15 protein-coding genes and 1 pseudogene are annotated in these 14,434 nt (G+C 68.1%); all 16 read left to right on the top strand.

The window, feature by feature from the left end; genetic code table 11:
* The first annotated feature begins 247 nt into the window (after positions 1-247).
* Positions 248-1,594, top strand: a complete 1,347-nt coding sequence (locus V1Y59_RS06375; protein ID WP_330503989.1) for an ammonium transporter — start codon at positions 248-250, stop codon at positions 1,592-1,594.
* Between the two features lie 49 nt (positions 1,595-1,643).
* Positions 1,644-1,982: a P-II family nitrogen regulator gene (locus V1Y59_RS06380; protein ID WP_004572306.1), complete on the top strand. Its 339-nt coding sequence runs from the start codon at positions 1,644-1,646 to the stop codon at positions 1,980-1,982.
* Positions 1,979-4,631: pseudogene (locus V1Y59_RS06385) on the top strand ([protein-PII] uridylyltransferase). Before V1Y59_RS06380 ends, V1Y59_RS06385 begins: the two are co-directional and overlap by 4 nt.
* Positions 4,632-4,682: 51 nt before the next feature.
* Positions 4,683-6,260 (top strand): signal recognition particle protein, encoded by a 1,578-nt coding sequence (gene ffh, locus V1Y59_RS06390; RefSeq protein WP_330503990.1) that lies wholly within the window; start codon positions 4,683-4,685, stop codon positions 6,258-6,260.
* Between the two features lie 8 nt (positions 6,261-6,268).
* Complete coding sequence (locus V1Y59_RS06395) at positions 6,269-7,357, top strand: amidohydrolase family protein (protein ID WP_330503991.1); 1,089 nt, start codon at positions 6,269-6,271, stop codon at positions 7,355-7,357.
* A 434-nt stretch (positions 7,358-7,791) separates the two neighbouring features.
* Positions 7,792-8,289, top strand: coding sequence for a 30S ribosomal protein S16 (gene rpsP / locus V1Y59_RS06400; protein ID WP_330503992.1), 498 nt, complete (start codon positions 7,792-7,794; stop codon positions 8,287-8,289).
* Positions 8,286-8,528, top strand: a complete 243-nt coding sequence (locus tag V1Y59_RS06405) for an RNA-binding protein (RefSeq protein ID WP_330432333.1) — start codon at positions 8,286-8,288, stop codon at positions 8,526-8,528. Before rpsP ends, V1Y59_RS06405 begins: the two co-directional genes overlap by 4 nt.
* A 16-nt stretch (positions 8,529-8,544) precedes the next feature.
* Positions 8,545-9,063 carry a ribosome maturation factor RimM gene (gene rimM, locus V1Y59_RS06410; protein WP_330503993.1) on the top strand — a complete coding sequence of 173 codons (519 nt, stop codon included), beginning with the start codon at positions 8,545-8,547 and terminating at the stop codon, positions 9,061-9,063.
* A gap of 2 nt (positions 9,064-9,065) precedes the next feature.
* Positions 9,066-9,770, top strand: a complete 705-nt coding sequence (gene trmD, locus V1Y59_RS06415) for a tRNA (guanosine(37)-N1)-methyltransferase TrmD (RefSeq protein WP_330503994.1) — start codon at positions 9,066-9,068, stop codon at positions 9,768-9,770.
* Positions 9,771-9,847: 77 nt separating this feature from the next.
* The gene (locus tag V1Y59_RS06420) at positions 9,848-10,186 is read left to right on the top strand and encodes a YbaB/EbfC family nucleoid-associated protein (RefSeq protein ID WP_330503995.1); all 339 of its coding nucleotides are present in this window, start codon (positions 9,848-9,850) and stop codon (positions 10,184-10,186) included.
* Positions 10,187-10,206: 20 nt separating this feature from the next.
* Positions 10,207-10,566, top strand: a complete 360-nt coding sequence (locus V1Y59_RS06425; RefSeq protein ID WP_330503996.1) for a hypothetical protein — start codon at positions 10,207-10,209, stop codon at positions 10,564-10,566.
* Complete coding sequence (locus V1Y59_RS06430) at positions 10,563-11,627, top strand: hypothetical protein (protein ID WP_330503997.1); 1,065 nt, start codon at positions 10,563-10,565, stop codon at positions 11,625-11,627. Before V1Y59_RS06425 ends, V1Y59_RS06430 begins: the two co-directional genes overlap by 4 nt.
* Complete coding sequence (locus tag V1Y59_RS06435) at positions 11,624-12,067, top strand: hypothetical protein (protein WP_330503998.1); 444 nt, start codon at positions 11,624-11,626, stop codon at positions 12,065-12,067. The genes V1Y59_RS06430 and V1Y59_RS06435 overlap by 4 nt, the downstream gene beginning before the upstream one ends.
* A gap of 23 nt (positions 12,068-12,090) precedes the next feature.
* Positions 12,091-13,080 carry a hypothetical protein gene (locus V1Y59_RS06440; protein ID WP_330503999.1) on the top strand — a complete coding sequence of 330 codons (990 nt, stop codon included), beginning with the start codon at positions 12,091-12,093 and terminating at the stop codon, positions 13,078-13,080.
* Positions 13,081-13,160: 80 nt separating this feature from the next.
* Entirely contained in the window at positions 13,161-13,502 is a 342-nt protein-coding gene (gene rplS, locus V1Y59_RS06445) for a 50S ribosomal protein L19 (protein ID WP_330432325.1), read from the top strand.
* An 18-nt stretch (positions 13,503-13,520) separates the two neighbouring features.
* Complete coding sequence (gene lepB / locus V1Y59_RS06450) at positions 13,521-14,405, top strand: signal peptidase I (protein ID WP_330504000.1); 885 nt, start codon at positions 13,521-13,523, stop codon at positions 14,403-14,405.
* Positions 14,406-14,434 lie beyond the last annotated feature (29 nt).

The following is a 14,434-nucleotide window of genomic DNA, read 5'->3' on the forward strand; positions in this document are numbered from 1 at the left end:
GATCGACGGCGACAGCCGCTTTGCTGTCGTGGGATCGATGATCCGACACCGCGAAAGCGGTATCGGAGATCCTTCGCGGAGGCTGAGAACCTCCTGAGGCGTGACCTGCGTTGTTACGTGCAGGAAATATAAAACGACCACTGGTTCACACGTCGGAAACCTCAGGGCACCACGGCCGAAACCGTCTGCAGCCAGAGTCTCTGTGCAGGCGTCGAGCCGTCGGCGCACTCTGAGGAGGTTTCACAAAGTGGTTTTGGCACTGCCAGAAGAAGTTTTTGGCGAAGTCAACCCCGGTGATACGGCGTGGATGCTCGCCGCCGCGGGTTTGGTGTTGCTGATGACTCCGGGGCTCGCCTTTTTCTACGGGGGGCTGGCTCGGGGCAAATCTGTCCTGAACATGATGATGATGTCGTTCGGCTCGCTGGCCACGGTCAGCGTTGTCTACGTGTTGTGGGGATTCTCGATGTCGTTCTCCGACGGCATCACCGGCAACAGTGACATTCTCGGCATCTTCGCCAATCCGTTCGCGCTGTTCGGTTCCGACCAGCTGATGAACACCGCGGGCACCGAGGACGCGCCGACGTATGTCACCGCGGGGATGACCATCCCGGCGATCGTCTTCATGGGATTCCAGTTGACCTTCGCGGTCATCACGGTCGCCCTGATCAGTGGCGCGTTGGCGGAACGCGTGAAGTTCTCGACCTGGCTCCTGTTCACGGTGCTGTGGTCGACCATCGTCTACTTCCCGCTCTCGCACATGGTGTGGGGCGGTCTGGTCGGCGGCGGCGGTCTCCTCGGTGGGGGCGAGGACAGCATCGCCGGCTGGATGTTCGGTACCACCGACGGTGAGGCCGACGTTGCGCCGATCGACTTCGCCGGTGGCACCGTGGTGCACATCAACGCCGGTATGGCGGCCCTGGTGCTCGCGCTGATCATCGGTGCGCGTTCGGGCTTCGGTCGCACCGCCTACCGTCCGCACAACATCCCGTTCGTGATGCTCGGTGCGGCACTGCTGTGGTTCGGCTGGTTCGGGTTCAACGCGGGCTCGGAGTTGGCGGCCGACGCCACCGCCGGTCTGGTGTGGGTCAACACGACCGCCGCCACCGCCGCCGCGATCATCGGCTGGCTCACGGTGGAAGTCATCCGCGACAAGCATGCGACCAGTGTCGGTGCCGCGTCCGGTATCGTCGCCGGCCTCGTGGCCATCACCCCGGCCTGTGGCTCGCTGACCCCGGTGGGATCGCTGATCCTGGGTGTCATCGCCGGTGCACTCGCCGCTCTCGCCATCGGTCTGAAGAACAAGTTCGGCTACGACGACTCGCTCGACGTCGTCGGCGTCCACCTCGTCGCCGGCCTGTGGGGCACGATCGGTGTGGGCCTGCTGGCCAAGGACGTCGGCCTGTTCTGGGGCGGCGACTACAAGCAGGTCGTGGTGCAGATCGTGATCGCCGCATTCGCCCTCGTGTTCACCGGTGTGCTGACCACGATCATCGCGCTGGCGCTCAAGCCGCTCGGCTGGAAGATCAGCCAGGAGGACGAGCACAACGGCATCGACGAGGCGGAACATGCGGAGACGGCCTATGAACTGGCATGAATCCCTGCACGTTCGCTACTACGCTGATTCCTGTGGAGAGGGATAACTCATGAAGCTGATCACCGCAATCGTGAAACCGTTCACGCTTGAGGACGTCAAGGCCGGACTGGAGCAGGCCGGAATCCTGGGTATGACCGTCAGCGAGGTCCAGGGCTACGGTCGTCAGAAGGGCCACACCGAGGTCTATCGCGGCGCCGAGTATTCGGTCGATTTCGTGCCGAAGGTCCGCGTCGAGGTCGTCGTCGACGATGCGGCCGTGGACAAGGTCGTCGACGTGATCGTCGAGGCGGCACGCACCGGCAAGATCGGTGACGGAAAGGTGTGGGTCTCGCCGGTCGAGTCGGTGGTCCGGGTCCGGACCGGGGAGCGCGGCGGCGACGCGCTCTGACCAAGGGCACGAGCCCTTTTCGATCACAGCCACACGGCCCCGCGTCTGACGAGTCAGGCGCGGGGCCGTGTCCATCACTGAAGGAAGTGCGAAAACCCCGTGGCAGCAACAGATCTCGCGGCGACCCGCCGACAGCTCCTGGAGTCGGGGAGATCGGGGAAGCTCGACGCCGCCGGCCTCCGGCAGGTGCTCGTCGACCTGCACGAGTTCTGGTTGACCAGCAAGGGTGCCGAACTCGGGGTGCGGCCGCAGAGTGGCTACGCGATCGTCGCGGTCGGTGGCCTCGGTCGCGGTGAGTTGCTTCCGTTCTCCGATCTGGACCTGATCCTGCTCCACGACGGGATGCCGCCCGACGAGGTCGCCGAGGTCGCCGACGGACTCTGGTACCCCCTGTGGGACGCCAACATTCCGCTCGACCACAGCGTCCGCACCGTTCCACAGGCCCTGCAGGTCGCGGCCGAGGACGTCAGTGCCGCACTGGGTCTGCTCGAGGCCCGCCACATCGCCGGCGACGAGGATCTGTCGACGCTGCTCATCAGCGGCGTCCGGCAGCAGTGGCGCATGGAGATCCGCGATCGGTTCCCCGCGGTCGTCGCCCACGCACAGGATCGCTGGCGGCGAGGCGGTGACATCGCCCATCGCGCCGAACCCGACCTGAAGAGCGGCCGCGGCGGCCTGCGCGACGTACAGCTCATGGGCGCGTTGGCGATTGCGCAGCTCACCGACGGGATGGCCAGTCTGCGACCCGATTCCCCGGGTGCCGGGCCGCAGGTCGCCTACGGTCGGTTGCTCGACATCCGCACCGAACTGCATCGCATCGCGGGACGGCCGCGCGAGCAGGTGCGCGCACAGGACGCCGACGAGATCGGCGCGGCACTGCGTATCGGCCACCGGTTCGATCTCGCGCGTGTCATCAGCGACGCCGCCCGCACCATCAGCTACTCGACCGACGTCGGCCTGCGCACCGCAGGCAACGCGCTGCCGCGGCGCGGTCTGGCCAAGCTACGGAGGTCGCCGATCCGGCGCCCCCTCGACGAGGGTGTCGTCGAGCACAACGGCGAGATCGTCCTGGCGCGCAACGCGATTCCCAGCAAGGACCCGGGCCTGATCCTGCGCGTGGCGGCCGCGTCGGCGCGCACCGGTCTGCCCATCAGCGCGTCGACGCTTTCTCGACTCGCCGACTACGCACCCGAACTGCGCGAGCCCTGGCCGGCCGAGGCGCTCAGCGATCTGCTGGTGCTGCTCGGAGCGGGCCACCACATGGTCGACCCGATCGAAGCGCTCGACCGGACCGGCCTGTGGGGACGGCTGCTGCCCGAATGGGGCGCGGTGCGTGACCTCCCCCCGCGTGATGCCATCCACACGTGGACTGTCGACCGCCATCTCGTGGAGACCGCTGCGCATGCCGGATCGATGACCACCCGCGTGTCCCGGCCGGACCTGCTCGTCCTCGGCGCGCTGCTGCACGACCTCGGCAAGGGGCGCGGCGCGGACCACAGCATCGTCGGCGCCGACCTGGCCGTCCAGATCGGCAACCGGTTCGGGCTGTGGCCGCAGGACGTGACGGTGTTGTCGGACATGGTTCGCCACCACCTGCTGCTCCCCACCATCGCCACGCGACGTGACCTGGACGATCCGGCGACCGCCGAGTACGTCGCGGATACCTTGGGCCACAACCGGGTGCTGCTCGAGTTGCTCGCCGCGCTGGCCGAAGCGGACTCGCTCGCCACCGGACCCGGTGTGTGGGGGGAGTGGAAGGCGTCGCTGATCAACGAACTCGTGCGCCGTGCCTTTCGGCTCATCGACGGTGGCGCGTTGCCGCGGCCGGAAGCCCTCACACCCGAGCAGGTCGCGCTCGCGGACAAGGGCGGGTTCTCGGTGGACATCGTGCCCGCCGACGGGGCCCACACCTTCCGCGTCACCATGGTCGCGCCCGACGACTCGGGGCTGTTGTCGAAGATGGCCGGTGTGCTGAGCCTCAACGGACTCCGATCGCATTCGGCCACGGTGCAGAGTCACGCCGGGAGCGCGGTGAACACCTTCGTGGTGGTCCCGCTGTTCGGTAGTCCGCCCGAGGCCGGACTGATGCGCCAGCAGCTCATGGCCGCGGTCGAGGGCAAGGTGGACGTACTGGCCCGCCTCGATGCCCGCGAGGCCGAGTCGCCGATCCCGACGATCGCGTCCGTGACGGCTGCGCCCGGGGCCGCCGCGTCGGCCGGCAGCACCGATCCGGCGATCGACGGCGCCGGTCACCCGAAGAACGCGGTGCCCGCGCTGTTCGCGGTGGCGCCGCCGCGGGTCATCTGGGTGCAGCCCGACGTCGACGCCACCGGCCCGGATCCCGGACCCGATCCGGGCGAGGTCCTGATGGAACTGCGCACCGACGACCGGATCGGGCTGCTGAGCCGGGTCAGCGCGGTTATCGAACGCCACGGCGCTCTGGTGCGTTGGGCCAAGGTCACGACGTTGGGCAGTACGGTCGTGGACACGTTCTGTCTCCAGATGCCCGACGGGGGTGAGGCGGCCCGCACGGCCCTCGCCGACGACGTGATCGGCGTATGTCCGCCGCCGCAGCCGCGTTCCGACGACGACGGCAACGGCCCCGACGCGTACGGCGGCACCGCTCGGTCCGGAGTGCCGATCAGCTGATCGGCGGGCCACGCGCAGAGCACATCAACCCGGGCATGGAAGACTGGAAGAATGTTCGATTCGCTTTCCGATCGGTTGGGCGACGCCCTCAAGGACCTTCGCGGCAAGGGGCGCCTGTCCGATGCCGACATCGACCGCACCTGCCGGGAGATCCGGCTGGCATTGCTGGAGGCCGATGTCTCACTGCCGGTGGTGCGCGGCTTCATCGCCAAGGTGAAGGAGCGCGCCAAGGGCGCAGAGGTGTCCGGGGCACTCAACCCTGCCCAGCAGGTCGTCAAGATCGTCAACGAGGAACTCGTCGGCATCCTCGGTGGGGAGACGCGGCGGATCGCCTACGCCAAGAAGCCGCCGACGGTCATCATGCTGGCCGGCCTGCAGGGCGCGGGTAAGACGACCCTGGCCGGAAAGCTCGGCAACTGGTTGAAGAAGCAGGGGCATCAGCCGCTGCTCGTCGCCTGCGACCTGCAGCGTCCCGGTGCGGTGTCCCAGCTGCAGATCGTCGGTGAGCGGGCCGGGGTGAAGGTGTTCGCGCCCGACCCGGGGACCAGCATCGGCCAGACCGGGGAGCTGGGCACCGTCAGCAAGGGCGACCCCGTCGCCGTCGCCCGCGAGGGCCTCGCGGAGGCAACCGCCCAGCACTACGACGTCGTCGTGATCGACACCGCCGGTCGCCTCGGCATCGACGAGGAACTGATGCGTCAGGCCTCCGACATCCGCCAGGCCACCGATCCCGACGAGGTGCTGTTCGTCGTCGACGCGATGATCGGTCAGGACGCCGTCACCACCGCCGAGGCGTTCCAGTCCGGTGTCGGATTCACCGGTGTGGTGCTGACCAAGCTCGACGGTGACGCCCGCGGTGGCGCCGCGCTGTCGGTTCGTGAGGTCACCGGCCGCCCGATCATGTTCGCGTCGTCGGGCGAGAAACTCGACGACTTCGACGTGTTCCATCCGGACCGGATGGCCAGTCGCATCCTCGGCATGGGCGACGTCCTGTCGCTGATCGAGCAGGCCGAGCAGCATTGGGATGCGCAGCAGGCCGAGGCCGCGGCCGCCAAGATCACCCAGGGCGAGCTCACCCTCGAGGACTTTTTGGATCAGATGCTGATGATCCGCAAGATGGGTCCGATCGGCAACATCCTCGGCATGCTGCCCGGCGCCGGTCAGATGAAGGACGCCATCTCCCAGGTCGACGACAAACAACTCGACCGCGTGCAGGCGATCATCCGCGGCATGACACCCGCGGAGCGGGACAACCCGAAGATCATCAACGCGTCCCGCCGCCTGCGTATCGCCAACGGCTCGGGCGTCACCGTCAGCGAGGTCAACCAGCTCGTCGACAGGTTCTTCGAGGCACGCAAGATGATGGCGCAGATGTCCGGCCGGATGGGCATGGGTGGCGGCGGCCGCAAGAACAACCGCAAGAAGGGCAAGGGGCGTAAGGGCAAGGGCGGCAAGAACCGTGGACCCACCCCGCCTAAGGTGCGGGGCGGATTCCCGGGCATGGCCGGGATGCCCGGCATGCCGGGAGGGTTCCCGGACCTGTCGAACATGCCCGCCGGTCTCGACGAACTGCCGCCCGGCCTCGAGGGCATCGACGTCTCACAGTTCCAGAACCCGAAGAAGAAGTAGGGAGGCCCGTGCCGGCACCGAGCGAGGAACCACGCCACTATCGGGGCATCGACCCGTTCACCGACGAACAGATCGACCTGTGGGTCGTCGATGGAGTCATCACTCGTGAGCCGGTGGCCGCCGCCCGGACCGCGGTCGACGGTGGCTGGATCATCCCGGGGATGGTCGACGCGCACAATCACGTCGGCATCGCACCGGGTCTCGGCGTGACCATCGAGCAGGCCCGCGGGTACGCGCACCAAGACGTGCGCGCGGGCACCCTGCTCATCCGTGAGGTCGGCTCGCCGCTGGACACCCACCGGCTCGACGGCGATCGCAGTTGCCCGCGTTTCATCCGCTCCGGTAAGCACATCGCGCGACCCAAGCGGTATCTGCGCGACTACGGCGTCGACCTCGAGAATCCCGACGACCTGGCGGCCGAGGTCACCCGGCAGGCCCGCGACGGCGACGGGTGGGTCAAGCTCGTCGGCGACTGGATCGACCGTGAGGTCGGCGACCTCGCCCCGCTGTGGACGCGAGGTCAACTCGATGCGGCGGTCACCGCCGCGCACGCCGAGGGGGCGCGGATCACCGCGCACGTGTTCGGCGCCGATGCCCTGCCGGATCTCATCGCCGCCGGCGTCGACTGCATCGAACACGGCACCGGGCTCACCACCGACCTGATGGACGCGATGGTGGAGCGTTCGATCGCGTTGGTGCCCACACTCATCCAGGTCGAGAACTTCCCCGGCATCGCCGACGGGGCCGACCGATTCCCGACCTATCAGGCCAACATGCGCAAGCTGTACGACAACGCCGCGGCCGTGTTCGCGGCGGCGCGGGAGGCCGGCGTGCCGATGTTCGCGGGCACCGATGCGGGTGGCTTCGTCGAGCACGGGCGGATCGTCGACGAGGTCGAGGCGATGGCCGCCGTCGGGTTCGGTGCCCGCGACGCGCTGTACGCGGCCACCGTGGCCCCGCGTGAATGGCTCGGGGCCGGACTGCTCGGCGAAGGGGACCGCGCGGACTTCCTGGTTCTCGACGAGGATCCACGCGTGGATCTGACCGCGCTGCGGCGGCCGCGCGAGATCGTTTGCTCGGGGCTAACGGTCACGTAGTCGCCGCTTCGGCAAAATCCCAGGTCATCGATATATGAGTGACCGATTCGTGTGAGGTAACCCACGTTCGTCCGGCTGTTCCGCTAACTTACTGGCTGGTAATGTAACCGCTGCGTAGCAGGGTTCGCGACGTCTGAGCCCACGTCCACGCCATGTCGATGCCGGTCAGGGGAGGGCCGCCGACCCGCGCGGGGACGTCGGAGCGTTCATTGGTCGAGTGCGCGACATGTGGTTACCTTCAGCGGGGTGGGTAACCACATGTCGGACCCGTTCTCGCGGATTTCCGCTCACACCGCCTCATCTGGCAGAATGGCATGCCGGTTCGTCGGACCCGGTTACGTACCGACCGACGGTCACACCGGAACAGATCGCAAAACCGGGTCCGTCCTCCTGGCGGGCTGCTGAATTGCGCAGTGACCACTGAAAGAGAAGACATGTCTGTCAAGATCAAGCTCACGCGGCTCGGCAAGATCCGCAACCCCCAGTACCGCATCGTCGTCGCGGACTCTCGGACCCGCCGCAACGGCCGGGCGATCGAGACCATCGGCAAGTACCACCCGAAGGAAGAGCCGAGCCTGATCGAGGTCGACTCCGAGCGCGCGCAGTACTGGCTGGGTGTCGGCGCACAGCCGACCGAGCCGGTCGCGGCCATCCTGAAGGTCACCGGTGACTGGCAGAAGTTCAAGGGCCTGCCGGGCGCCGAGGGCACCCTGAAGACCCCGGCCGAGAAGCCGTCCAAGCTGGATCTGTTCAACGCCGCTCTGGCAGCCGCGGACAGCGAGCCCGTCGCCGAGGCCACCACCCCGAAGAAGAAGGCCGCCAAGAAGGCCGACGACGCTTCCGCGGAGACCCGTCCCGCCGAGGCGCCTGCTGACCAGGCCCCGGCCGATCAGGTGCCGGCAGCCGGCGGAGACGCCAAGGCGGACGCGTGAGCGCAGTGGTCGCCGACGCGGTCGAGCATCTCGTCCGCGGCATCGTCGCCAACCCCGACGACGTCCGGGTCGAACTCATCACCGGCCGTCGCGGCCGGCTGGTCGAGGTCCACGTCAATCCCGACGATCTCGGTAAGGTGATCGGCCGCAACGGCCGCACCGCCACCGCGCTGCGGACGCTCGTCGGCGGCATCGGTGGTCGCGGGATGCGTGTGGACATCGTCGACACCGACCGCTGACCGAGACGCCTCCGCGATGGATCTCGTGGTGGGCCGCGTGGCCAAATCGCACGGTGTGCGGGGTGAAGTCGTCGTCGATGTGCGCACCGACGATCCCGATGCCCGCTTCGCGTCCGGCACCCGGCTGCGCGCCCGCCTGCCGCGCGGTGGCGGCGAGCAGAATTTCACCGTGACAGCCGCCCGGCACCACGCCGGGCGGCTGTTGCTGTCCCTGGACGAGGTGTCCGACCGGACGGTCGCCGACACCCTGCGTGGGGCGTTGTTCCTCATCGACAGCTCCGACGTCGACTCCGGTGACGATCCCGACGAGTTCTACGAACACGAGCTCGAGGGAGCGCCGGTGACGACCGTCGACGGCGCCGCGGTCGGTGTCCTGACCTCGGTACTCCACATGCCGGGCGGCGATGTGCTCGCGGTGCGCACACCCGACGATCGAGAGGTGCTCGTGCCCTTCGTCCGTGAGATCGTGCCGACCGTGAGCGCGGCAGGGATCGTCATCGACCCGCCGGACGGCCTCATCGACGCCGAGGCGTGACGATGCGCGTCGACGTCGTCTCGATCTTCCCTGAATACCTCGAACCGCTGCGGGTTGCGTTGTTGGGCAAGGCAATCAGTGCGGGACACATCAGCGTTGACGTCCACGATCTGCGCAACTGGACCCACGACGTGCATCGCAGCGTCGACGACTCACCGTACGGCGGCGGCCCGGGCATGGTGATGAAACCCGAGGTGTGGGGGCCGTGCCTCGACGAGGTCTGTCCCGACGACGCCCTGTTGGTGGTACCCACCCCCGCCGGTGTCCCGTTCACACAGGCCACGGCCACGAGGTGGAGCACCGAGAATCATCTGGTCTTCGCATGCGGTCGCTATGAGGGGATCGATCAGCGCGTCTTCGACGACGCCTCCCGGCGGGTGCGGGTCGAGGAGGTCTCACTCGGCGACTTCGTGCTCATCGGCGGCGAGGTCGCCACGATGGCGATGATCGAGGCGACTGTGCGACTCATCCCCGGTGTCCTCGGCAATCCGCAGTCGCATCAAGAGGATTCGTTCTCCGACGGGCTACTCGAGGGGCCGAGCTACACGAGGCCGGTCTCGTGGCGTGGACTGGATGTCCCGCCGGTGCTGCTCAGCGGCGACCACGCAAAAGTCGCGGCGTGGCGGCGTGAGCAGGCGCTCGCTCGGACCCGGGACCGGCGTCCCGACCTGTTGCCCGGCGACGTCGCCGATCCAGGGACCGGCTGACACGGTTCGGTTCGCCGCGGTCTAGACCGTCCGACCCGGGTGCGGTCGCTAAGATCGACCGCACGGGAGGGGGTCTGATGTCGGATCGGTGGTCGGTCATGCTCGACGAGCTGGCGCGGCAGCGTGCCGAGTTGAGCAGGGTAGGGGATGCGATCTCCGGCCTGACGGCCCGCGCGACCAGCACCGATCGGCTGGTCTCGGTCACCGTCGACACCCGCGGGCTGCTGGTGGACCTCACCATCGACCCACGCGCGATGCGTCGCTACCGCGCCGAGCAGTTGTCGGCGCAGATCACCACGCTGGTCGCGGAGGCCGACCAGCGACTTCACGATCAGCGGAACCAGATCCTGTCGGCAGCCGTCCAACCATCACCGGACTACACCGACCTCCGCGAGGAGCGCCGGACGCGGTCGTGACACACGGGGGAGCAACAGATATGTCAGCAGGAATGTCGACGGGCTCGACGTGGCATCCGGACGCCGGCGGCGCGGAGCTACGAGCAGACCTGGATGCACTGTCCGAACTCTCCGACCGGGTGGGTTCGGCGCACACACAGATCGACCGGATCGTCGACGACGTCGTCGCGGTGTTGGCCGCCGCCGACTCCGCCGTCGGTGTCGACGACGGCGCACGGGCGTTCCGGGCGGGATTCGCGTCGTTGGCCGACGAGACAGCGCGGTCGGTTGAGGCTGCTGCCGCCGAGATCGCGCGTCATCGCGCGCTGATCGGACGCGGCGTCACCGAGATCGGCGAGGCCGACCACGACGTCGCGCTCACGCTGCGGGATCCGCGATGACCATCGACCGTCCAGAGCTCCTGCCCGTGCCGCCGGAGATCCGGGCTCTGGCAGAAGAACTCGCGCCGGGCAGGTGGCCGACCGCAGACGTCGTCGCGCTGCGCGATTCGGCCACGCGGTGCCGTGAACTGGCATCGCAGGTCGCCTCGGTCATTGCAGACCTGAATGCGGCGCACCGGCGCGGCGCGGCCGGGTCCGGAGCGTTCCACGACGGGATCGTCGTCGGTCACGGGCAGCTGGTCGACGGGTCCGACTCGGCGTTGGCGCGCACCGCCGGGCGACTCACGGCAGCCGCGGCGGCCTTGGACGCCTACGCGTCGACGGCCACCGCCGCCCACAACGAGATGGCCGTCATCACGTCCGTCGCCGATCGCGAGCGATTGCGAGCCGAACTGCTGTCCGGCCTGGGCGACGACTCGGCCCGGGTCGTCGCCGCCTCGGCCGGCCGGATGGCGATGACCGCGGCCGGCGACGAGTACACCATGCAGGCCGCCGACGACGGACAGCGGCACAACGACGACCAGCCGGCGCCCGCGGCCACCAGCGGCATGATGCCGTTCGCCGCGCTCGGGGGACTCGCCGCCGGCGCGGGTGCGCTGGCCGCCGGAGCGCACACACCGGCCGCGGCGAGCGTGGACGCGCACGGCATCAGTACGACGGACACGGATTGGCTGCAACTGCGTGCGGCGCAGCTGCAGTCCGCGCTGCCGGCATCAGTGGCCGGCTCGGTGCGGTTGGCGGTCGGACTCGGGCGCGGCCCGGATGGTGGGCGCACCCTCGTCGTCGGCACCGACGAGTGCTACCCGTACGAACGCGACGGCGTCGGCATCGCCGGCGGCGAGACCCTGGTCGGTGATGGGCGGGCGGCGGAACTCGCGATCGTCGACCACATGACCGGCCACGGAGTTCGCCCCCTGGCGATCGCCGCGGCCACCCCAGTCGCGCCGGACACGGTGACAGCGCTCGGGGACACCGACGCGGCGTTGTTCGCGCCGCGCGACGACGCGGCCGATGGTCACTGGATCTCCGAGGAGTCGGGTCCGGGAGGTGATCAGCCATGAGCCACCGGATCACGCGGCTGCACTCGGGGTTGGCCGACCTCGTCGAACGCGTCCCCGACGAGGACCTCGCTCCCTGCCTGTACTTTCTGGCCATCACGGTGATGTCGGCGGTCGAGGTCGGCGACAACACCGAGGTCACCACCGCCCTCACCGAGCTTCGGGAGCGCGGTGGGGTCGCGGCTACCGGACAGCTGCAGGTGAACAGTCTGTTGTCGCAGTATGAACAGCGCGCATTCGTTGCTCGGCGGCGCGGCGATGTGGTCGCCCGTGAGCGGGCGTTCTTCCAGGCCCGGGCGATCAACTGTGTCAGCCACGTCATCGGCGCAGGTCAAGCGGGTCGATCCGCGCGGGAGCGGTTGCGCGATGCGGCCTACGAGGCGGCCGTCGCCTTTCGCGGGCCGGGCCCGGTGGTGAGCGTGCTCGACCGCTACGCAGGGTGAGCGGTCCGCACTAATCTGAGCGTGTGCACCAATGGCTCTCCGATCGGGCCGCCGACTGGATCAACCACGACATCCTCGAGCGTGGGCGCCTTCCGCTGCTGGTGTTCTTCCTGGGGCTGATCATCGGGTTCATGGTGATCCGGATCAGTGTCCGGCTCATCCGCGCCGATGTCCGCTGGTGGTTCTCCAACGTGACCGCGGGCGACACCCACATTCACCATGTGGTGTTCGGTGTCGTACTGACGTTGCTCTCCGGCCTGGGGCTGATCGCGTTCTCCGTGAGCGGCGACCAAGCCGTGATGTCGGTGCTGGCCGCGCTGTTCGGGATCGGCGCCGCGCTTATCCTGGACGAGTTCGCGCTGATCTTCTACCTACGCGACGTGTACTGGTCCCATGAGGGGCGGACGTCCGTGGACGCGGTGTTCATCGCCCTCGCGGCGACCGGCATGATCTTGCTCGGTTTTCGCCCGCTCGACCTGTACTTCGACGCGCTCAACGACCTCCGGATCGGTCGGACCGTGGTCGTCGAGGTGGTCGCCGCGGCGGTGAATCTCGGTTTGGCTGCGGTCGTCGTGCTGAAAGGCAAGATCTGGACCGGCGTCATCGGTGTGTTCGCCTGGCCGTTGCTGCTGATCGGGGTGACTCGCCTCGCCCGGCCGACGTCGCCGTGGGCGCGCTGGCGCTACCTGTCGCGTCCGAGGAAGCTGGAGCGGGCGATGGAGCGCGAACGACGGTTGCGTCGACCGTTCATCCGGGCGAAGATCTTCATCCAGGATCTGATCGCCGGCCGACCCGATGTTCTGCCGCACGTCCGGTCGGCGACCGAGGATCGCCTGGACCAGATGGTGCATCCGGCACCTCCACCACCGGCGATTTCGCCGCACAGGGGTCTGTCTGGCACAATAGTCGGGTTGCCTGGCGACGATGTCTCGGACCGGAGGGGATCTCCGGACGGACCCGGCCCGGGTGCACACCATGACTCGGAGCACGAACCGGTCGAACCTCATACGTGACACCCGATCACTCGGGTGGTCATCCGTGGGGCCGCCAGGTTCCTCTGTTCACGCGAAAACGCCAGATTGGACCCACCACGATGAACACCCTCGACTTCCTCGACAAGCAGTCGCAGCGCGACGACATCCCCGACTTTGCACCCGGTGACACCCTCGACGTCCACGTCAAGGTCATCGAGGGCTCGAAGGAGCGCGTCCAGGTCTTCAAGGGCGTCGTGATCCGTCGCCAGGGCGGCGGCGTGCGCGAGACCTTCACCGTCCGCAAGGTGTCCTTCGGCGTCGGCGTGGAGCGTACCTTCCCGGTGCACAGCCCCAACATCGCCAAGATCGACGTCGTCACCCGCGGTGACGTGCGTCGCGCGAAGCTGTACTACCTGCGCGACCTGCGCGGCAAGGCAGCCAAGATCAAGGAAAAGCGCTGACCCGTCTACCCTGACGACGTGGCCGACTCTCACTCCTCGGGTAACGAATCCGATCCCGGTGCGCAGCGGTCGTCCGCCGAATCGTCCTCGCGTGCCGAGGACTACGGCTGGGACCCCGACAGCGAGCACCCCGACGAGCGCCCTTGGCGCAGCAAGACCGACAAGCCGGAGAAGCGGGGATCGCTGCTCCGCGAAGCGGTCATCATCATCGGCTGCGTTCTGCTGCTGACCTGGCTTCTGCAGACGTTCGTCGGACGTCAGTACGTGATTCCCTCCGAGTCGATGGAACCGACCCTGCACGGGTGCCCGGGCTGTACGAACGACCGGATCGTGATCGACAAGTTCTCGTACCGGTTCGGTGACCCTGCGCCCGGCGACGTGGTGGTGTTCAAGGCGCCGACCGAATCGTGGGACGGTGCGTGGCTATCGCCCCGTTCCGACAATCCGGTCGTGCACCAGATCCAGGACGTCGCGTCGTGGTTCGGCTTCGCGCCGCCGGACGAGAACAATCTGGTCAAGCGGGTGATCGCCACCGGTGGTCAGACCGTGGAGTGCCGCAACGCCGACGGCGTCGGCGTCACCGTGGACGGCAACCCGCTCGACGAGCCCTATGTGGATGAATCGCTGCAGGCCGCGGACGTCGCCGCCGGCAACGAACTCGCTGCCACTCCGGATGGACAGCCCAACGCGTGTTTCGGACCTGACTTCGGTCCGGTCGAGGTGCCCGAGGGCAACGTGTGGGTGATGGGTGACAACCGGGCGAACTCTGCCGACTCGCGCTTCCACATGGAGGACGAGTTCCAGGGCACGGTTCCTGTCGCCGACATCCGCGGCAAAGTCCGTTTCATCATCTATCCCTTCTCGCGGATCGGTGGTGTGTCCTCGGACAACCCGCAGTCATGACGTCGGAGAGCTGTGATGTGGGGGATTGA

The organism is Gordonia prachuapensis (assembly GCF_036350515.1).
GTDB classification, from domain to species: domain Bacteria; phylum Actinomycetota; class Actinomycetes; order Mycobacteriales; family Mycobacteriaceae; genus Gordonia; species Gordonia prachuapensis.